At 33.9% G+C, this 20,670-nt stretch carries 20 protein-coding genes; 11 read left to right on the top strand and 9 right to left on the bottom strand.

What is annotated here, in order from left to right:
• The 3 genes from BT156_RS19515 to BT156_RS19530 form a co-directional block, all read right to left on the bottom strand.
• Positions 1 to 602 (bottom strand): DDE-type integrase/transposase/recombinase (locus BT156_RS19515; protein ID WP_139255530.1); only part of this gene is annotated, 602 nt, incomplete at its 3' end.
• Positions 603 to 1,230: 628 nt separating this feature from the next.
• Positions 1,231 to 1,566, bottom strand: coding sequence for a DUF3276 family protein (locus BT156_RS19525; protein WP_034679055.1), 336 nt, complete (start codon positions 1,564 to 1,566; stop codon positions 1,231 to 1,233).
• Positions 1,567 to 1,665: 99 nt separating this feature from the next.
• Complete coding sequence (locus tag BT156_RS19530) at positions 1,666 to 3,327, bottom strand: ABC transporter ATP-binding protein (RefSeq protein WP_072412613.1); 1,662 nt, start codon at positions 3,325 to 3,327, stop codon at positions 1,666 to 1,668.
• Between the two features lie 90 nt (positions 3,328 to 3,417).
• On the opposite strand from BT156_RS19530, the gene BT156_RS19535 reads away from it, so the two are divergent.
• The 4 genes from BT156_RS19535 (at position 3,418) to BT156_RS19550 (ending at position 6,241) form a co-directional block, all read left to right on the top strand.
• Entirely contained in the window at positions 3,418 to 4,323 is a 906-nt protein-coding gene (locus BT156_RS19535) for a transcription antitermination protein NusB (protein WP_072412614.1), read from the top strand.
• Between the two features lie 4 nt (positions 4,324 to 4,327).
• Complete coding sequence (locus BT156_RS19540; protein WP_072412615.1) at positions 4,328 to 4,861, top strand: DUF1573 domain-containing protein; 534 nt, start codon at positions 4,328 to 4,330, stop codon at positions 4,859 to 4,861.
• Between the two features lie 4 nt (positions 4,862 to 4,865).
• Positions 4,866 to 5,243 (top strand): preprotein translocase subunit YajC, encoded by a 378-nt coding sequence (yajC, locus tag BT156_RS19545; protein ID WP_072412616.1) that lies wholly within the window; start codon positions 4,866 to 4,868, stop codon positions 5,241 to 5,243.
• A gap of 263 nt (positions 5,244 to 5,506) precedes the next feature.
• The gene (locus BT156_RS19550) at positions 5,507 to 6,241 is read left to right on the top strand and encodes an SDR family NAD(P)-dependent oxidoreductase (protein WP_072412617.1); all 735 of its coding nucleotides are present in this window, start codon (positions 5,507 to 5,509) and stop codon (positions 6,239 to 6,241) included.
• Here the strand turns inward: BT156_RS19550 and BT156_RS19555 are convergent, their stop codons facing one another.
• The 3 genes from BT156_RS19555 to BT156_RS19565 all read right to left on the bottom strand — a co-directional run bounded on the left by BT156_RS19555 (position 6,242) and on the right by BT156_RS19565 (position 9,228).
• A complete protein-coding gene (locus BT156_RS19555; RefSeq protein ID WP_072412618.1) occupies positions 6,242 to 6,787 on the bottom strand; it encodes a hypothetical protein in 546 nt (181 codons plus the stop codon).
• Between the two features lie 110 nt (positions 6,788 to 6,897).
• Complete coding sequence (gene aspS, locus BT156_RS19560; RefSeq protein ID WP_072412619.1) at positions 6,898 to 8,652, bottom strand: aspartate--tRNA ligase; 1,755 nt, start codon at positions 8,650 to 8,652, stop codon at positions 6,898 to 6,900.
• A gap of 138 nt (positions 8,653 to 8,790) precedes the next feature.
• A complete protein-coding gene (locus tag BT156_RS19565) occupies positions 8,791 to 9,228 on the bottom strand; it encodes an ankyrin repeat domain-containing protein (RefSeq protein WP_072412620.1) in 438 nt (145 codons plus the stop codon).
• A gap of 298 nt (positions 9,229 to 9,526) precedes the next feature.
• Between BT156_RS19565 and BT156_RS19570 the strand changes: the two genes are divergently transcribed.
• The gene (locus BT156_RS19570) at positions 9,527 to 10,921 is read left to right on the top strand and encodes an MATE family efflux transporter (RefSeq protein WP_072412621.1); all 1,395 of its coding nucleotides are present in this window, start codon (positions 9,527 to 9,529) and stop codon (positions 10,919 to 10,921) included.
• A 144-nt stretch (positions 10,922 to 11,065) separates the two neighbouring features.
• Entirely contained in the window at positions 11,066 to 11,182 is a 117-nt protein-coding gene (locus tag BT156_RS19575; RefSeq protein ID WP_072412622.1) for a 30S ribosomal protein THX, read from the top strand.
• A 72-nt stretch (positions 11,183 to 11,254) separates the two neighbouring features.
• Here the strand turns inward: BT156_RS19575 and BT156_RS19580 are convergent, their stop codons facing one another.
• The 3 genes from BT156_RS19580 to BT156_RS19590 form a co-directional block, all read right to left on the bottom strand.
• The gene (locus tag BT156_RS19580; RefSeq protein WP_072412623.1) at positions 11,255 to 11,911 is read right to left on the bottom strand and encodes a DUF937 domain-containing protein; all 657 of its coding nucleotides are present in this window, start codon (positions 11,909 to 11,911) and stop codon (positions 11,255 to 11,257) included.
• Positions 11,912 to 11,992: 81 nt separating this feature from the next.
• Entirely contained in the window at positions 11,993 to 13,261 is a 1,269-nt protein-coding gene (locus BT156_RS19585; RefSeq protein ID WP_072412624.1) for a protein O-mannosyl-transferase family, read from the bottom strand.
• 3 nt (positions 13,262 to 13,264) lie between these two features.
• A complete protein-coding gene (locus BT156_RS19590) occupies positions 13,265 to 13,774 on the bottom strand; it encodes a DUF2480 family protein (RefSeq protein ID WP_072412625.1) in 510 nt (169 codons plus the stop codon).
• A gap of 159 nt (positions 13,775 to 13,933) precedes the next feature.
• On the opposite strand from BT156_RS19590, the gene lpxB reads away from it, so the two are divergent.
• From lpxB to BT156_RS19615, 5 genes are all read left to right on the top strand, one after another.
• Positions 13,934 to 15,037 (top strand): lipid-A-disaccharide synthase, encoded by a 1,104-nt coding sequence (gene lpxB, locus BT156_RS19595; RefSeq protein WP_072412626.1) that lies wholly within the window; start codon positions 13,934 to 13,936, stop codon positions 15,035 to 15,037.
• Positions 15,038 to 15,202: 165 nt separating this feature from the next.
• Positions 15,203 to 16,954, top strand: a complete 1,752-nt coding sequence (locus tag BT156_RS19600; RefSeq protein ID WP_228430206.1) for a ComEC/Rec2 family competence protein — start codon at positions 15,203 to 15,205, stop codon at positions 16,952 to 16,954.
• 144 nt (positions 16,955 to 17,098) lie between these two features.
• A complete protein-coding gene (locus tag BT156_RS19605; protein WP_066754841.1) occupies positions 17,099 to 17,761 on the top strand; it encodes a succinate dehydrogenase cytochrome b subunit in 663 nt (220 codons plus the stop codon).
• Positions 17,762 to 17,776: 15 nt separating this feature from the next.
• Positions 17,777 to 19,789, top strand: coding sequence for a fumarate reductase/succinate dehydrogenase flavoprotein subunit (locus BT156_RS19610; RefSeq protein WP_072412628.1), 2,013 nt, complete (start codon positions 17,777 to 17,779; stop codon positions 19,787 to 19,789).
• Positions 19,790 to 19,813: 24 nt separating this feature from the next.
• On the top strand, positions 19,814 to 20,581 hold the full coding sequence (locus tag BT156_RS19615) for a succinate dehydrogenase/fumarate reductase iron-sulfur subunit (RefSeq protein WP_072412629.1): 768 nt from the start codon (positions 19,814 to 19,816) through the stop codon (positions 20,579 to 20,581).
• Positions 20,582 to 20,670 lie beyond the last annotated feature (89 nt).

Genomic DNA, 20,670 nt, shown 5'->3' on the forward strand with positions numbered 1-20,670 from the left:
GGATTATCATGTATCTCATCAGGAGTATAAATTTGATGCTGGTAATGAGGTCTTATTGAATTATAATCCCGAACAAAAAACTCAATCACTTTGTGAAACTCATTGGAATGAATATCACCATAATTTCGGAGGAACTTCTTTAATATTTTGAAGTGCCCTTCGATGATGGAATTAGAAAATACGACGTCTTTGAGCGCAATCTTTTTGTGAATGGTTATCTGGCAGTGACGAATGAAATTCCGGATTCTGAAGTTGTTGTTTTCAGAACCTCCATCTACGATAAGATCCAGATCGGTAGGGGAGAGAACTTTTCCAAATTGAATTATTATAGCTTCTTTCAAACTGATTAATCTTGTTTTAGCCGTTTTATCACGGGAAACGGTGTAAGCAATAATTTTCCTTGAGAAATTATCCAAAACAGAGTGTACGTAAAATTTGACATTATCAGAGGTTACAAATTCAGTTACATCTGCATGCCAGATTTCATTGGGACGCGAAGCTTTTACCGAACCTTTTTTGCATTCTTTCTTTCTTTCTTTCTTTCTTTCTTTCTGGGCTTTCGCTTTTTTGTAACGCCCAATTGAATACAGTAACGATACCATGAAGTTCTGGACATTGAAATATGTTTTTTCTTAACAGCATATCCCCAAATTGAGGCAATACTCCACGACTGAAACCTTTTTCGTGACATTATGCTCTTCAAAATGTTTAGTTCTTTTTGAGAGATCTGATGAGGGAACCTTTTACTGCAATACCCGGGAGTATTTGTTCATGAATATCTAAAGCATAAGAAGTCTTAATGGTGGAGTGGTATCTTTTGTATTTTTTCATCAAAAGCAAAAATACTAAAAAACAACCTTCATTTTAAAAATCAAAACATCAAAAAAAGTCTAATAAACCTATAAAATACCTGTGACGAAAATTCGTCAGTCCATCACACAAAAGAAAATGGTTCGAGACCCATAAAGGGTTGTGTGTCAATGTAATCATTTGATAATCAAAGGCAAGCGGTTCGAGGTTTGACCTGCCATCCACCCGCGGTTCGAGGTGTGACCTGCCATCCACCCGTTCTGGACATAGAAAAATGGTTTTTCCTGACGGCATATCCCCAAATTGAAGCGATGCTCCAGGACTTCCTCCCATCAAGAAAATAAATAAAATTTATCAAAATATAAACATGAAAAAAGCATCTTTTTTCAGATGCTTGTGTTTTTAAGATATTGTTTTGGCTTAAACCTCGTCGTCAGAATCTATTGTGTAAGATTTGCTTTTGAAGTCTTTGTCATGCTTTTCTGATATTACATCCTCACCTTTTTCGTTAATGATGAAATCTGTGGATTCATTAAACATCTCCTGAAAACTTTTAAAATCCTCTTTGTAAAGATAAATTTTGTGTTTCTCGAATGTAGCCTCTCCATTCTCTCCGAAGTTCTTTTTACTTTCGGTAATCGTAAGATAATAATCTCCTGCTTTCGTCTCGCGCACATCAAAGAAATAAGTTCTTCTTCCTGCTTTTAACACCTTCGTGAAAATTTCATTTTCATGGCGTTCCTTGTATTCACTCATTGTTAGATATTTTTTAATCTTGTTAAGAACAAATATAAAAGTTTTCTTTTAATCACAAAATTTTTTTTATGATTTATTTAACAATTCCGAATGAAATGGCTAAGCGGTTAAAGAATTGGTAATTTCGGTAAGATTAATAATTTTATCCGCTCTCTGAGCGCTAGACTCTCTGTGTGTGATAATTATGGACGTAGCATTATGAATTTTTGATTCAATATTTTCTAAGATATTCTGCTCGGTTTCAGTATCCAAAGCAGACAGTGAATCATCAAAAATAATGATGTTTGGGTCTTTAATTAAGGCTCTTGCGATGCAAATTCTCTGTTTCTGACCTCCCGAAAGCATGACGCCACGCTCACCAACAAGTGTTTTATATTGATCTTTGAAGTCGATGATGTTTTTATCAACATCTGCTATCTTGGCATATTCAACCACTTTATCATGGGAAGGATTGTCAATTGCAAACCCAATATTAGTCTCGATAGAATCTGAAAACAGGTAACTTTCCTGTGGAATATATCCTATAAAATTTCTGTAATTATCGAGGTTGTGGTCTTTAAGATTTTTGCCGTCAATTAAAATTTCACCTTCTGTAGGATCAATCAATCGGCAAAGAAGTAAGGCAATGGTAGATTTTCCACTTCCTGTTTTACCCATGATCGCCAGAGATTGTCCGGCATCAATTTTAAAACTTAAATTATCTAACGCTTTGATTCCTGTATTTGGATAAACGTAAGAAACATTTCTGAACTCAATATCTCCTTTAATTGGATAGTTTTCGAAGTTTGTATTAACAACCTCAGATTTTTTATCTAAAAATTCATTGATTCTCTGCATAGATGCTTCCGCTCTTTGGTTCACGGAAGTTACCCAGCCGACCATTGAGAAAGGAAATATTAACGTGTTGATGTACATGAAGAAATCAGCAATTTTACCGATACTTAATTGTCCGTCAATATATTTCTGTCCGCCAATTAAAATAATGGCAACGTTTAACAAACCGATTACAAATAAAATAATAGTAAAGAAATATGCTTCAGTTTTGGCTAAATCCAAAGCTTTGTCTTGATAATCAGTAACTTTTACACTGTAATTTTTCTTGATGTAATTCTCTTTCGCAAAAAACTTCACCACACGAATTCCAGAGAAACTATCCTGAACAAAAGTTGAAATCGCAGACTGACTTTTCTGCATGATCTTAGACTTTTTATTAATAATCGAGCTTACCTTGAAAATAGCAAATGATAAAATCGGGAGAGGCAACAATGTCCATAAAGTCATTGATACATCTGTTTTCAGCATATAAATACTTGTGATAATTAATAGGATAATTAAATTCACAACATACATCACACCAGGCCCCAAATACATTCTTACAGCCACAACATCTTCACTTAAACGGTTCATTAAGTCTCCGATCGTCGTTTGTTTGTAATCTGTTAAGGATAATTCCTGATAATGTCTGTAGATTTTATTTTTCAGTTCATATTCGATTCTTCTTGAGGCAACAATGATAGTCTGTCTCATCATAAAGGTGAAAAATCCGGTAAGAAGTGAGCATCCGACGATAATGGCAACATAAATTAATATCTGCTTATTGAAGCCGAAATTTCCGTTTTTTGTAAGTTCATCCACCGATTTTCCTACAAACTGTACTTTGTATATGTTGAAAAAATTACTGGTGATGATAAACAGCGACCCCCAAAACAATAATATTTTATGTTTCCAAAAATAAGGGTTTAGAGTTTTTAAAGCTTTCATAAAGTTTTGCAAAATTACAAAAATAGAAGCAGACTACGAATTTCATAAATTTTAAATTTCGTATCTTTGCACCCATAAAAAGCTCTTTGAATGTTAGGACGACGACAAATCCGTGAAAAAGTAGTAGAAAGTGTGTATTCTTACTACCAAAATCCAATAAAATTTGATGTTTTAGAGAAAAACATGTTCTCTGGAATAGAAAAAATCTATTATCTGTATATCTATGAACTCAACTTTTTGGTGGCGTTGAAAGATCTTGCAGAACATCAGATCGAAATCGGTAAGAATAAATACATCAAAACCGATGCTAATACCAATCCTAATCAAAAATTCATCAGCAACCAGGTATTAATTAAGATTGAAGAAAATCCTGAGAGATTATTTTTTACTGGTCAGCATAAACAATTGAAGTGGGATCTTCATGATGATTTATTGGTAAGAACTTTCCAAAGAATTACTGCAGGAAAGCGTTATCAGGATTTCATGAAAGAAGATGGGTATTCTTTTGAGGAAGATCAAAAATTTATTGGAAAATTATTTTTAAGATATATCGCTGAAAATGAAGATTTTCATGAATATCTTGGGGATAAGGAATTAACTTGGTATGATGATATTCATATTGCTAATTCAATGGTTCAAAAAACGATTGGTTTTCTAAAGGAAGATGAAGACAGCAGAACTTTGATCAAAATGGTGAAAGATGATGAAGACAGAGATTTCGCAGGTAAATTGTTGAGAGACACACTGAACAACTGGGAAAGCAACGAGAAAAAGTTAGGTGAAAGATTGGATAACTGGGATTTGGATAGAGTTTCTTTAATGGACAAAGTTATTTTAACAACAGCCATTTCTGAGCTTGATAATTTTGCCTTCACCCCTTCAAGAGTAATTATTAATGAATATATAGAGATCGCTAAAGTATTTGCTACAGACAGATCAAATATCTTCATCAACGGAATTTTAGATAAATATTGTAAAGATCAAAATAGAATTTAATAAAATGAAAAAGACGTTATCAATTATCGCTTTGTCTATTATAGGCTTTGGTTTAGTTTCTTGTAAAAAAGAAAACAAAGAAATTCAGGGATCAGATGCTGTAGCAGTGGATTCTAGCGCTGCAAACAATTTGCCACCAACTGATTCTTCAGCAGCTCATGTACAGGAAGGTGCAGCAACGGCTACTCCGGCAGTAGCAGCAACTCCGGCTCCATCTAACCAGCCATTAACAACACTTGCTCTTTCTGAAAACAGCTTCGATTTCGGGAAAATCAAAAAAGGAGATAAAGTAGAGCATGTATATGAAGTTACAAATACAGGAACTAATCCTTTGGTAATTTCTGAAGTAAAGCCAGGATGTGGATGTACAGTTCCTGATTTCACAAAAGAACCAATTATGCCAGGTAAAAAAGGAAAAATCACGTTGCATTTTGACTCTTCAAACTTTGACGGAAACGTAAGTAAGTATGCAGATGTTTTTGCTAACGTAGATAAAGCTCCTATTAAATTAACATTTACAGCTAATATTCAACCATAATATAATGAATACGTTAACAATCTTTTTACAGGCGCCCGCACAAGGAGGAAATTCTTCTATGATGCTTATCATGATGGGGGTAATGTTTGTTGGGTTTTATTTCCTAATGATAAGACCGCAACAAGCGAAACAAAAGAAAGAAAAAACTTTTCAGGAAAACTTAAAAGTTGGGACTAGAGTAGTTCTTACTTCTGGTCTTCACGGAAGAATTGCTCAGGTTCAGGATGATGGTTTCGTTATTGAAACATTATCAGGAAAGTTGAAATTCGAAAAAGCAGCTATTTCAAGAGAATTTACTGAAACTCGTTTTGGAGATAAGGCAGCAAAAACAACTGATAAACCAGCTGAGAAAAAAGAAATTGAAACTACTGAAAATAAGTAATTTTTTAGTTTTAAAATATTACGTTTCGGCGCGGTGAGCTTTGCTCACCGCGCCGATTCTTTTATACGCGTTCTGTCATTCAGAACGAAGCAAAGCGCAGTGAAGAATCTAAACTTAATAATCTTAACGACTTAAATGAATCTTAATGGTTTAGTTTTAAATGTTAATAGATTTCTCCTCCATCGAAGTGACAAGCTTTGTGTTATTCGTGAAAACATTTGTAAAATTTATGTTTAAATTTTAAAATAAAATATCTTTGTCACATGGATCAAAACACAAACAAGACCGTTCTCATTCTGGGTGCCAATTCCGATGTTGCAAAACAATGTATCAAACAATATTTAGCAAAAGGATTTTCCATCATTGCTGCTTCAAGAAATACAAATTCTTTAGAAAATTTTATTAAAGAAAAACATTTAGACCAATCAAAAATCACGGTTTTATATTTTGATGCGGCAGATTTTGATTCACATCAAAAATTTTATAACGAACTTCCAATAAAACCTCATATTGCAGTGTATGCTGCAGGTTTTTTAATTGATAATGAAAAAGCATTGAGAGACTTTAAAGGAACTCAACAAATGATGATTACGAATTACATGGGAGCTGTTTCTATTCTAAATATTATCGCAATGGATGAAAGCAATAAAAATTTAGAAAGAATCATCGGACTGTCCTCACTTTCCGGAGTGAGAGGACGAAAAAGTAATTTCGTTTATGGAAGTACAAAAGCAGCTTTTACAACTTATTTAGCCGGTTTGAGACAAGAATTAGCTTCAAAAAATATTAAAGTCAATGCTTTAGTTATAGGTTATATCAGAACAAAAATTAATGAAGGATTACAATTGAATGAATCCCTAATTATGGAGCCAGATTACGTAGCAAAACATATTGTCAACGCCGGAAATTCTTTCACCATTGTTCCGAATTTTAAATGGAAGATTATTTATTTGATTCTGAAAATGTTGCCGGAGATTTTGGTGGCGGAATTACCTTAATTATTTTTGTTGTTTAGAATGGTTTTGAAGATAATTTAATAAAATATCATAATCAGAATTATTGAATTCAGGCTTAGTAAAAATAAAATTTAAACCGCCTTTCAACATTTGGACGATAAGATGATCATCAACAAATTTATAGCTAGTTTTTTCCCAAATTGAACCAAATGTATTAAAAGTACTTTTAATTTCTAAAGAAGTTTCATTTAAATCAATACGAACAGTTTGATCATTACTGTTGTTAAAATCTTTAATATTTTCTTCGATTATTTTGTCGGTTTTCTTTTTAGAAAGTACATATTGATAAGTCAACAGGAAAATATATCCAATATAAAGAAATCCAATATACTTAAAAATATAAGGTATTGCATTTTGATCAAATCCCTTTAAGGGTAGAAATCCGATAGTTAAAAAAATAACTGAATAAATTATTGCTTTTTTTAATTCGGTAAAATTCTTTCTCCAAACATATTTGAAGAAGAATTTTTGATTTTCCCTTTCTATATTTTCATTGAAAAGAAACTCAATTATTGTATTTTCGTTCATGGTTATTAAAGGCGACGTATTTTAGTTCAAAAATATTGAATTTCCTCAATATTCTGCAATACCTCTAATGTAAGAAATAAAAAAAGCGGAGAAAAATCTCCGCTCTAAATTTATGCTTTTAAATTCAATTGTAATTCCAATTCATCGAGCTGAGCTTCGGCAATTGCAGCAGGAGCGTCGATCATCACATCACGTCCTGAATTATTCTTAGGGAAAGCGATATAATCTCTGATCACTTCGTTTCCATCAAGGATTGCCACTAAACGGTCAAATCCGAAAGCCAAACCACCGTGAGGAGGTGCTCCGTATTTGAAGGCATTCATTAAGAATCCAAACTGAGCTTCTGCTTCTTCTTTTGAGAATCCTAAAAGATCAAACATTTTAGATTGAAGATCTTTATCGAAAATTCTGATAGAACCTCCACCGATTTCGTTGCCGTTCAACACCATATCGTAAGCGTTGGCTCTAGCTTTTCCCGGATCAGTTTCCAATAAATGAATATCTTCTGGCTTTGGAGAGGTGAAAGGGTGGTGCATTGCATGGTAACGTCCGCTTTCTTCGTCGAATTCTAATAATGGGAAGTCAACAACCCAAAGTGGTGCGAATACGTCTCCTTTTCTTAATCCTAAACGGTTTCCAAGCTCCATTCTCAAGGCCGAAAGCTGAGTTCTTACTTTGTGCTCGTTTCCTGAAAGAATTAACATTAAATCTCCTTCTTTTGCTCCGAATTTCTCGATGATTTTCGCTAGATCTTCCTCGTTGTAGAATTTATTTACTGAAGAAGTTTTCACACCATCATTCTGGAATTTAGCCCAAACCATTCCTGAAGCTCCGATTTGAGGTCTTTTAACCCAATCCACAAGCTCGTCAATTTGTTTTCTTGTATAATCTGCGCAACCTTCAACATTGATTCCGACAACCAATTCGGCATCATCAAATATTTTGAAATCTTTTCCTTTTACTAATTCATTTAATTCCACGAATTCCATTCCGAAACGGATGTCCGGTTTGTCGTTTCCGTATTTCTGCATCGCATCTGCGAAAGTCATTCTTGGGAACGCTCCGAATTCCTGACCGGTAATATCTTTGATCAACGTTTTTGTCATTCCTTCAAAAACATTCATCACGTCTTCCTGCTCTACGAAAGCCATTTCGCAGTCGATTTGTGTAAATTCCGGCTGTCTGTCGGCTCTTAAATCTTCATCACGGAAACATTTCACAATTTGGAAATATTTATCCATTCCGCCAACCATCAACAATTGTTTGAAAGTCTGCGGAGACTGTGGTAATGCATAAAATTGTCCCGGATTCATTCTGCTTGGTACAACGAAATCTCTCGCTCCTTCAGGAGTAGATTTGATTAAAACCGGAGTTTCAACCTCGATAAATCCTTCGTCTGAAAGATAATTTCTCACTTTCTGCGCCATTTTGTGACGGAAGATCAATTTATCTCTTACCGGAGCTCTTCTGATATCCAGATATCGGTATTTCATTCTTAATTCTTCGCCGCCGTCCGTTTCATCTTCAATCTTGAAAGGCGGAAGTTGAGATTCATTAAGTACGGTTAATTTTTCAACTAAAATTTCAATTTCCCCTGTTGGAATATTTTTATTTTTATCCTTTCTTTCAATTACTTTACCGGTAACCTGAATAACAAATTCACGATTTAATTTTTTTACATCTTCAAATAATTCATTAGAAGAAATTTCTTGACTAAAATATAATTGAGTAATTCCGTAACGATCTCGAAGATCTATCCAAATCATAAATCCTTTATCACGAATGGTTTGTACCCATCCAGAAAGTGTAACTTCTTCATTAAGATTTTTCAGAGATAATTCTCCGTTTGTGTGCGATCGAAACATAATTATTTGTTTAAAGTTCAATGTTTAAGACCCAAAGTTTTGAGCCTTTAATTTTCGTTTGCAAAGATAAGATTTTTGCAGGTTTTAAAAACAAAAAAACTCCCTTTCGGAAGTTTTTACATTGTATTTTTAATATTTCTATTTTAAAATTTCTGTAAGAGCAGGCTGTTTGTATTCTACAGAATAATCTTTAGCCGTTTGTCCTTTGTCATTTTTCAAAGTCTTTGTTGCTCCTTTTTTCAGCAATGCTTTTGCAAGATCTGCCCTGCCGTATTTTGCTGCGATCATCAGCGGTGTTTGATTATCACATGATTTATTAACATCTACATTGTTGGAAAGTAAATAATTAAAAACATTTTTCTTATCATGTTTTACACTAAAAGAAAGCAGATTGTATGATGTTTCTTTAGCTCCGAAACACTTGTTGTAATCTTCTTTTGCGAAGCTTTTTTTCAGTGTTTCTATATTGTCAGTCTGAAAAGCAACCTTTTGTTCCCTCAAAATCTGTTGTGCAAATAATAGGTTGGCAAATATTGAGATTCCGAATACGAATAAAGTAGAGATTATTTTTTTCATGAAATTTTTATTTTTTATGAATATACAAAGCTAATTCATTTTTTGGTAAAATTATTTATTATGATGTCTAAAAATATATGTTTTTTTCAAAATATTTCTTTTAATAATGTTGAGATTATATTTATATAGTTAGATTGCTAAAATTAATAAAGAAAAAGGCATCATTTTACGGTAAGAGATGAATGCTGAGCTTTTTCAAAGAATATAATCCATTTTCGATTTAAGTTTTCGAAAAACTTTCCATATGCTAATTATTTATCATTTCTGAATCTATACTTTTGACGTAGATTTTACAGCTATGACAAAATATATAGATTTCATCAAAAAAGCATTCAGCAGCGAGAGTGTAGATTATACCAAAATCGGGATTAGAAGCGCGGTTCTTCTTTTAGCGATTCCGATGATGCTGGAAATGGCAATGGAATCCGTTTTTGCCTTGGTCGATTTGTATTTTGTAGGCCATCTTAAAGAAAGCGGATTCGCAATACAAACGGTTGGGCTCACAGAATCTGTGCTTTCAATCATGTACTCTATTGCGATCGGAATGAGTATGGCTGCAACGGCTTTGGTTGCAAGAAGAATTGGCGAGAAAAACCCTGAAAAAGCTTCTCAAAGTGCTGCGCAGGTGATTTTGGTCTCATTTGCCATTACTTTTATTTTAAGTTTAATAGGCGTTATTTATGCGGAAGAAATTTTAATTCTAATGGGATCAAAGCCTGAAGCAGCAGCTTATGGTAAAGATTTTACCAGAATTATGATGGGAAGCAGTGTAATCATCATGCTTTTATTTTTAATCAACGGAATTTTCCGGGGAGCAGGAAATGCAGCCATTGCTATGAAAAGTCTTTGGATCGCCAATATTGCCAATATTATTCTCTGTCCGGTTTTAATTAAAGGTTTGGGGCCTATTCCGGCGATGGGATTAACGGGGGCTGCTCTTGCAACAACAATTGGAAGAAGTATTGGAGTTATTTACCAATTATATCACCTTTTGGTAGCTGATACGGAGATTAGGATAAAATTAAATTATTTTAAACCTGATTTTAAGCTCATCAAATCAACCGTAAAAATTGCAACTCCGGGAATTTTTCAATTTGTGATTGCATCTTGTAGCTGGATCTTTTTAGCAAAATTAGTGGCAACGACCGGAGAAGAAAATGCTTCGGCAGGTTACCAGACAGCACTTAGATTAATGATGTTTTTTATTCTTCCGGCTTGGGGATTGAGCAATGCCGCATCAACTTTGGTCGGTCAAAATATGGGAGCCAATGAAATGTTGAGAGCAGAACAATCTGTCATGAAAACTGTTAAGTATAATGTTATTTTCATGCTCATTGTGAGTTTGCTTTTCTTTCTCTTAGGAGATTTTCTCGTTGGATTTTTCACAAAAGAAATAGAAATTAAAAATTATGCTACAAACGCTTTACACATTATGAGTGTGGGATTTGTTTTCTACGGAATCGGTATGGTGATGATCAATGCTTTTAATGGAGCCGGAGATACATGGACGCCTACTTGGGTTAATTTTTTCGGGTTTTGGATGTTTCAGATTCCGTTGGCATATTTTCTTTCAAAACATTTGGGAATGGGGCCGAAAGGAGTTTTTATTTCTATTCCTACAGCAGAAACTTTAATTACAATCGTTGCTTTTATTTTGTTTAAAAAAGGAAAATGGAAAACGGTGAAAGTCTGATGGTTTAGGCTGGAAGTTAAAATTGAGATGTAAGTTTCATTTTTCAACTTTTAGCTCAAACATTATAAAATTTTTAACAAGTTAATTGATCGGTTTTTAGATACGAATGTTTAAATTCGTACTAATCAACAAAATAATTTACTTATGGGAAAAGGAGACAAAAAATCAAGAAGAGGAAAAATCAATAACGGAAGTTATGGTAAGAGAAGACCTAAAAAGGCTTCAAAACAGATTACACCTTCAGAAGAAAAATCTAAATAATAGTAATTTTTCTTTAAAATAAAAAAGACCAAAGATTTCTCTTCGGTCTTTTTTGTATTCAAATTAAATTATTTATTTTCCGAAAAGGCCGCCAAGGATATCTCCCAATCCGCCGCCACCTTGTTGTTTCTGTTGGTTTCCACCTCCAAGAACGCTGCCTAAAATATCATTTAAAGGGTTTCCTGAAGATTGAGATTGTCCGCCACCAAGAACACTTCCTAAGATATCATTCAATGGATTTGAACCTTCTGCTTGAGCCTGATTAGAGGCATTTCCTAAAATACCACCCAAAAGATCTCCTAAACCTCCTGCGCCAACATTGCTCTGTTGTTTTTCTTTCCCAATGTAGCCCATGATGACAGGAGCCAGCATTGCCAGAATAGGACCGATTTTATCAATCGAAATTCCTGTATTTTGTGATAATTGGTTCTCAACATTTTGCTTATCACCTCCGAAAATGTGACTTAAAATTGAACCGCCTTCTGCCTGTCTGGCTTCAAGCTGTGAAGAATCATTAAGAATACTTCCGTCGTGATCTTTATCTAAAGCATTATTCAATGCTTCCGCTTCTTTAGCATCTTGAGATTTATTTCTAAGATACGAAATAACCAACGGTGCTGCTACAGCCAATAAAGCGATAATTTGGTTCTTGCTGATGCCAAATTTATTCTCAGCCTGTTGTGCAACTTCGTTGCCCGTGTTACCTGTTAGTAGGTCGATTAAACTCATGTTTGTGTTTGTTTTGTTGTTTATGTGAATCAAATTTATTAAAAAATGTGATTGATAATTTTTTTTTAACTATAATTATTGTTAAAGTTTTTTTATTTCTTCAGAAGTGTATCCTTTACGTTTTAATTCTTTAATGTATCCTTCTGCACTTTCGGTCATCCAGGACATGGGTTCAGGGGCTGTTTTTTTATCAACTGTAAACTCTAGAATACCAACGTTATTGTTCATCCATGGTAGCATGTAATAGTTTAATCCACCCTTGTAGCTTTTGAAACTATGAAATTCTTTTCCTCTTGAAGTAGACATCACCATCTTAAAGGAAAGAAAGTAAAATACCGGGATTAAAAGACAAACCCAAGATAGTTTTTTGATCAAAGGATATTTGGTAAATGATAATGAGATACCATATCCTATAGACAGGGCAAAGATAAGATTAAACGGTATAAAGAACACATAGTTATCGGAAACTGCATAGAAAGTAGAAAAGCCATAAACACATAAAGATCCTACGAAAAATACGTAGAACATTTTTCTATTCGTTTTGTAAAGCGAAATAATCCCAATTATACCAAAAACAGTAAATAAGTTAAAATTATAAAGTAAGTATATTACTGATTTTAACAAATCTTGGATACATTGAGTTGGGTTTTTCTTAAATGTATCTTCAATCCAATGTCCTCTGTCTGTTGAGAATGGTGAATTTAGAGGCAATCCGCTTAAAGAATTTAGAATAAACATAGAAGCGAAAATAGCTACAAAGGTAAAAAGAGAAGAATACACCGACTTTTTTTCTGTTTTAAAATAAAAAAGGAAAAGTAGAAATGCAGGTATTAGTAATATATTTTGTATGTGGAGCCAAAGGCTGACTCCTAGAAAAACAGCACTTAAAACAATGTATTTGCTTTCTTTTGATTGAAAAGTTTTAATAATGCAGAAAAAGAACAGACTTATCCATAAGGTATTGTAAGTATAAACTTCTACAATTTCGGTATTCTTCCAGAAAGTAAAACTAAAACCAAAAATAAAAGCGGCCATAATAGAGACCCAATCAGATTTCACAAGAACTTTTACGGTAAGATATACAATGGCTACAGTAGCTGCGGCACAGCAGATTATTAATAGTCTGCTTGCTTCTATAGCATTAAGACCTGTGATATTTTTAATAAATATTACAGTATTAGTATATAAAAAGTGTGTAGTAGCAGTGGCAGTCTGCATATATTTCCCTTTTTCAGCCAGAAGTACAAAGTCTACGGAATCTGCAAAAGGAATTCTGCTAAAACTTCCTATATAATAAATCAAAAAGAAAAGTAAAAATAGAAGAATAGAATAGTAAACTTTCTTAGACATCTATTAATTCTTTAAAATAGGAACATTCGAACATGCTTCCCCAAACATCAAAGATTTTACAAGCGGTTGTAACTGTTCTACCAATTCTATATAAGCATTTTCAGGTATTTCTTTATCAGAACAGCCTTTTACCAAGACTCTTTTACCTCTCATTTCTTCAAAGTCATAAGTCTGAATGGCGTTGTGCATTAAAATAACTTCAAGATCCTCACGGTTTCCAAAAACAATCTTTTTTGCAACACTTGTAAGTTTAGCTGTTAAGACAAAATAAGCCCAAAGCGGAACAATCGCATCCGCCGAATTATAAATGTAAATATAAGAGTCCTTATATTCTTCTGTATTGATAGCTGCAACTTTCTCCCGGAAATCTTTTTCTTTCAGGATCATTTCCATAAAAAGAAAATCTTTCAGGTCAATGCCTTTTCTGGTGCCTTTCGGAACAAGAGTAGCAAGATCAAAATTTATAAGACCGCTCTCTGCAACTTTATTTCTGATTTCAAATTCTTCTGACATTTTTTATCATTATCTTTGAACAAATTTACAAATTAAGATCGTACAAAGCCTTAATTTGTTCTCTATTCTTATCATAGAAACCTCCCATGATGACAAATCATTTAATTAAAAGGAGGTTCTTGATGACCAAGAAAAATAAATAAAAAGGTTTCAGCAAAAATGAAATATTATATCATCGCAGGAGAGGCATCCGGAGATTTACACGGAAGTAATCTAATGAAGTCATTAAAAAAGAAAGATCCCAGTGCAGAATTCCGTTTCTGGGGTGGTGATCTCATGAAAGAGCAGGGCGGAACACTGGTAAAACATTACCGTGATCTCGCATTCATGGGCTTTTTGGAGGTTGCAATGAATCTGAGAACGATCCTGAATAATATTAAAATTTGTAAAGAAGATATTAAAGCTCATCGCCCTGATATTTTAATTTTGGTTGATTATCCGGGTTTTAATTTAAGAATCGCAAAATTTGCAAAAGAACTTGGAATTAAAGTTATCTATTATATTTCGCCACAACTTTGGGCCTGGAAAGAGGGTAGAGTAGAGATCATAAAAAAATATGTTGATGAAATGATGGTGATTCTTCCTTTTGAGGAAGATTTTTATAAAAAACATGGAGTTCATTCTCATTTTGTAGGCCATCCGCTGCTGGATGCAATCTCGAGTTTAAAAGAAATTAAGATTGATGATTTTAAAAAAGAGCATGGCTTAAATGAAAAAGAAATCATTGCACTTTTACCCGGTTCAAGAAAACAGGAAGTTGAGAAAATGCTGGAAATAATGCTTTCTGTGCGACCTCATTTTAAAAATTATCAGTTCGTCATTGCCGGTGCCCCAAGTCTTCCGAAAGAATTTTATCAGAAATATGTTGACGATAATGTTCATTTTGTTTCCAATAAAACGTATGATTTATTAAGATGTTCAAAAGCTGCTTTGGTGACGTCCGGAACGGCGACTTTAGAAACCGCTTTGTTAAATGTCCCTGAAGTGGTTTGTTATCGGGGAAGTAAAATTTCTTACGCGATTGCTAAAAGATTGGTTAAAAATATCAAGTATATTTCTTTGGTTAACCTGATTATGGATCGTGAAGCGGTAAAAGAGTTAATTCAAAATGATCTGAATACTAAAAGTCTTGTCGAGGAACTAAATAAAGTTCTGGCAGGAGAGAAGAGAACTCAACTTTTAAAAGATTACGAATTATTAAGAGAAAAACTTGGCGGAAGCGGAGCGAGTGATCACGCAGCAGACGTGATTTTAAAAGTTTAAAATATTGAATTATTCATATAAATCGTAGAAATTTTTTCTGCGATTTTTCTTTTATAAAACGAATATTGGCTCGTTTGGCAAATTCTCAAATATTGGCGTGTTATTTTTATTTCGAATAAATATTTTTGAGCAGCACAATTTTTTTGATTGAATAAACAGCCTCTTTTGATTCTGGTCATTTGTTTTGTTCTTGGGATTCTTCTTCAAGATCAATTTCCTTTGGATGAAACTTCCGTTTTTTTTATAATAGGTATTTGCTTACTTGCTTTAATTTCTACCTTTTTTAAATCTTATTTTTTATTTAAGCTAAAGCCTTACATATTGGGTTTCATGTTTTTTGGAGTGGGAATTTGTCTGCACTCTTTCAATGTATTTTCTTCGGAAAAGGTTGTTGATTCTCAAAATGAAACCATCATTTTTAAAATTTCTAAAAAACTAAATTCTACTGAAAAATATAAAAAATATGAAGTTGTTGCTCAATCGGGAAAAGAGCATTTTAATTCAATTTTATTTATTTCAAAAATTAATGAAGAGCTTGACTTTAAGCATTATTACAAGGCGAAAGTGTATATATCACAGCCGAAATCCCCACAATATGATTTTCAGTTTGATTATGCGAAATATTTACGACGAAAAAATATTGACCGTCAATGTTATTTATCAGAAGGATTTTCTTCTGCTTTGAGAAATGATTTGAGCTGGAATGAAATGATTCTGCAGAAAAGGCTTGGAGTTCTCCAAAATATTGATCAATCTAAAATGTCACCGCAAAGCCGGGAATTTTTAAAAGGAATTATTTTAGCGGACAGAACTGAAATAGATGCGGAAACGGTGCAGGATTTTAATAAATCCGGATTGGTGCATTTTCTTGCAATCTCAGGAACTCATATTGTCGTAATTTTCGGATTATTCTACTTTTTATGTATGTATTTTTTTCCTGTGAAATTGAAAAATTATATAATTATTTTAAGTTTAATATTTATTTGGTTATTTGCCGCTTTTATTGGATTTGGGAATTCTGTTTTACGCTCCTGTATTATGCTGACGGTATATTTTATCTATGTTTTGCTTCAAAGAAAACCGGATTTATTGCATTCTTTGGCGTTGTCGGCTTTCATTATTTTGATTTTAGATACCCAGCAGATCTTTGATGTAGGATTTCAATTGAGTTTCATTGCCGTTCTCGGGATTTTTTGGTTGAATCAGCCAATTTTAAAATATTTCCCAAAACAGGATAATTACTTAAAAAAAATACTTTTCAATACAATTTCAATTTCTGTTTCGGCGCAATTGGCAACACTTCCGTTGGTGCTGTATTATTTCCACCAGTTTTCGTTTATTTCCATCTTAGCGAATTTTATTATTGTTCCGTTTTCTGAGGTTATTATTGTCTTTTCATTTTTAATGACAGCTTTGATCGCTTTTAAAATTGATTTCAATCTGATCAATATTGTGTATGATTTTACGATTAACATATTGTTGAAAAGTATTCATTGGTTTGCTGATTTTGATTCATTATTTTTTGAAAATATCCCAATGAATTTACTTGAAGTAGTATCACTTTTCGTTATAGTTTATTTGCTGAGGTTGGCCATTTTAAAATTTAATGATAAAAATTCGGTGAGGTTGTTAATGGCGGTTTTTGCATTTTTAATGATACGATTAAGTTGTGATATGATTGAAAATCAAAAGGAAGAGATTTTGCTTCATGATTTTAATAAACATAAATTGTTTTCTGTAAAAAAGGGAAACAGAGTTTGTTTTTGGATTGAAAATAATTCTAATATTGATAAGATTACTAAATATATTATTAATCCATACAAATCTTCGAGGAGATTAGACACTATTGAAGTGAAATTTTTTCCAACTTTAACACAAAAGGTGGTGTACAAGGGTAAAGTTTATAATATAAATTAATTGTTGCCTTTTTTCGTTTTTCCTTTATTTATAATGCTTTATGGGCTTATTTAGAAAGATTACAAACTGACTAATAGTGAGATTTCTCACTTTTGAGTATAGTTAACATTTCTTAATTTTGTAGAAATTCAAATTTAAACTTATATGGCAGGTTTAACGAGTTCTACAATAGGTAGAAAATATGCTATGGCATTATCAGCTATGTTTTTGCTGATTTTTCTTATACTGCATTTAACGACAAACTTATTATCCGTTATCAATCGCGATGCTTTCAATACGGCATCTGATTTCATGGGGTATAATCCTTTTGTTCAGTTCCTCATGCAACCTGTTCTGGGTTTTGCAGTTCTTTTCCATTTTATTCTGGGATTTGTATTAGAGGTTAAGAATAACAAAGCGCGTCCTATAAAATACGCTGCAAACAACGCTTCTGTGAATTCTTCATGGATGTCTAGAAATATGATTATTTCTGGTGCTGTTGTTTTAGCATTTTTAGGGTTGCACTTATATGATTTCTGGTTACATGAAATTAATTACAAGTACGTTGAAGGATTAGCTCCTGATGCAGAACGTTTCTGGCCGGAATTGCACGAAAAGTTTGCTGATATCTGGAGAGTGGCAATCTATGTAATTGCTTTTGTTTTATTGGGATTACACTTGGCTCACGGGTTTCAGTCTTCTTTCCAGTCAATTGGTGCAAGACATCCGAAATACACTCCGGTAATTAAAGCTTTAGGAAAATGGTATTCAATCCTTATTCCTGCAGGATTTATTTTTATTGCGATTTTTCATTTTATAACTCAATAATATCAATATACTAATATGAGTAAATTAGATTCAAGAATTCCAGCTGGTCCTCTAAAGGATAAATGGAAAAATCATAAAGACCATATGAACCTTGTTGCACCAAACAACAGAGATAAGATTGATATTATTGTTGTAGGTACAGGTTTGGCAGGAGGTTCTGCAGCTGCTACTTTGGCAGAGCAGGGATACAATGTGAAAGCATTTTGTTATCAGGATTCTCCAAGAAGAGCGCACTCTATTGCTGCTCAAGGGGGAATTAATGCTGCTAAAAATTATCAGGGTGATGGTGACTCTACTTATAGACTATTCTACGATACAATCAAAGGAGGTGACTATAGAGCAAGAGAAGCAAACGTATACAGATTAGCTGAAGTTTCTGCTAATATTATTGACCAGTGTGTTTCACAAGGGGTGCCTTTTGGAAGAGATTACGGCGGTCAGTTAGATAACCGTTCATTTGGTGGAGTTCAGGTTAAAAGAACTTTCTACGCAAAAGGACAGACAGGTCAGCAGTTATTGTTAGGTGCTTATTCTTCTTTAAGCCGTCAGATCGGAAAAGGGAGAGTGAAAATGTACAACCGTCATGAAATGCTGGATTTAGTAATAGTAGACGGAAAAGCAAGAGGTATCATCGCAAGAAACCTTGTAACTGGTGAAGTTGAAAGACATTCTGCTCACGCAGTAGTTATTGCATCAGGAGGATACGGAAACGTATATTTCCTTTCTACGAATGCGATGGGTTCAAACGTTTCTGCAGCTTGGAAGATCCACAAAAAAGGGGCGTACTTCGCAAACCCTTGTTATGTGCAGATTCACCCGACTTGTATTCCTGTTCATGGAACACAACAGTCTAAACTTACTTTGATGTCTGAATCATTAAGAAACTCTGGAAGAATCTGGGTTCCTAAAAAGATTGAAGATTCAGTAGCGATTAGAGAAGGGAAATTAAGACCTGAAAATATTAAAGAAGAAGATAGAGATTATTATTTAGAAAGAAGATATCCTGCATTCGGAAACTTAGTTCCTCGTGACGTTGCGTCCAGAGCGGGTAAAGAAAGATGTGATGCCGGTTACGGAATCGAAAATAATGATACAAAAGAAGGTGTTTACTTAGATTTCTCTACAGAAATTATTAAAAAAGGTAAAGAAGCTGCTATTGAAAAGCATATTCACAATCCTACAGATCAACAAATATACGACCTAGGAAAAGCTTGGATTGAAGAAAAATACGGTAACCTATTTGTAATGTACGAAAAGATTACTGCTGATGATCCTTACAAAACTCCAATGAAGATCTATCCTGCCGTTCACTACACGATGGGTGGTGTTTGGGTTGATTATAACCTTCAGTCTACAATCCCCGGATGTTTCGTTATTGGTGAAGCCAACTTCTCGGATCACGGAGCAAACAGATTGGGAGCTTCTGCATTGATGCAAGGTCTTGCAGACGGATATTTCGTACTTCCTTACACCATTGCAGATTATCTTTCTGCAGATATCAGAACAGGAGCGATTCCTACGGATTCGGCTGATTTTGCTGAGGCTGAAAAAGGAATTAAAGATAAAATAGATTTCTTCTTAAATAACAAAGGAACTCATTCTGTAGACCACTTCCATAAGCAATTAGGAAACATTATGTGGAACAAAGTAGGAATGGGAAGAACTCCTGAAGGTTTAAGAGAAGCTATTAAAGAAATTGAAGAAGTGAAAAACGATTTCTGGAAGAACGTAAAAGTTCCTGGAGATGCAGAAGGTATGAACACTGAGCTTGAAAAAGCATTCAGAGTAGCAGACTTTATTGAACTTGGCCAATTAATGGCTATCGATGCATTACACAGAAATGAATCTTGTGGTGGGCATTTCAGAGAAGATCATGCTACTCCGGAAGGTGAAGCAGAAAGAGATGATGTCAACTTTAAATATGTAGGAGCTTGGGAATATCAGGGTGATGATATTAAACAGGAAGTTCTGCACAAAGAAGATCTTATCTATGAAAACATCGAAGTTAAAGCGAGAAGTTATAAATAATCTCCAACCTATAAATATAAAATTATGAGTGCAAAAAAAGGCCTTCATCTTACGCTGAAAATTTGGAGACAAAAAAATAGTAAAACTAAAGGTCAGTTTGAGACCTATAAAATATCGGATGTTTCTACAGATTCTTCATTCTTAGAAATGTTGGACATCCTTAATGAGAATATTATTAACGAGGGAAAAGAACCTATCGCTTTCGATCACGACTGTCGTGAAGGAATCTGCGGAATGTGTTCTCTTTACATCAATGGTAGAGCTCACGGTCCGGATACGGGGATCACAACGTGTCAGTTGCACATGAGAATGTTCAAAGACGGTGAAACCATTGTTATCGAACCTTGGAGAAGTGCTGCTTTTCCTGTTATTAAAGACTTAATGGTAGACAGAAGTGCGTTCGACAGAGTAATGGCTGCGGGTGGTTTCATTTCTGTGAATACCTCAGGAAATACATTAGATGCTAATGCTATTCCGGTTCCTAAAGAAGATGCAGACAAAGCAATGGATGCTGCGGCTTGTATCGGATGTGGAGCTTGTGTGGCTACTTGTAAAAACGGATCTGCAATGTTATTCGTTGGAGCTAAAGTTTCTCAGTTTGCTTTATTGCCGCAAGGTAGAGTAGAAGCTAAACGTAGAGTTCTTAGCATGGTTCAGGCAATGGATGAAGAAGGATTCGGGAACTGTTCAAACACAGGAGCGTGTGAAGTAGAGTGTCCTAAAGGAATTTCTCTTGAAAACATCGCTAGAATGAACAGAGAATACATGGCTGCTCTGGTAGACCAAGGATAGAATTGATTTAAATACATAAAAAAGATCGTCTCCTTAGTGGTAGACGATCTTTTTAGTTAAATCTTTCATAAAAAATGCTTTAAAATTGT

Source organism: Chryseobacterium limigenitum (assembly GCF_900114875.1).
Lineage (GTDB): Bacteria > Bacteroidota > Bacteroidia > Flavobacteriales > Weeksellaceae > Chryseobacterium > Chryseobacterium limigenitum.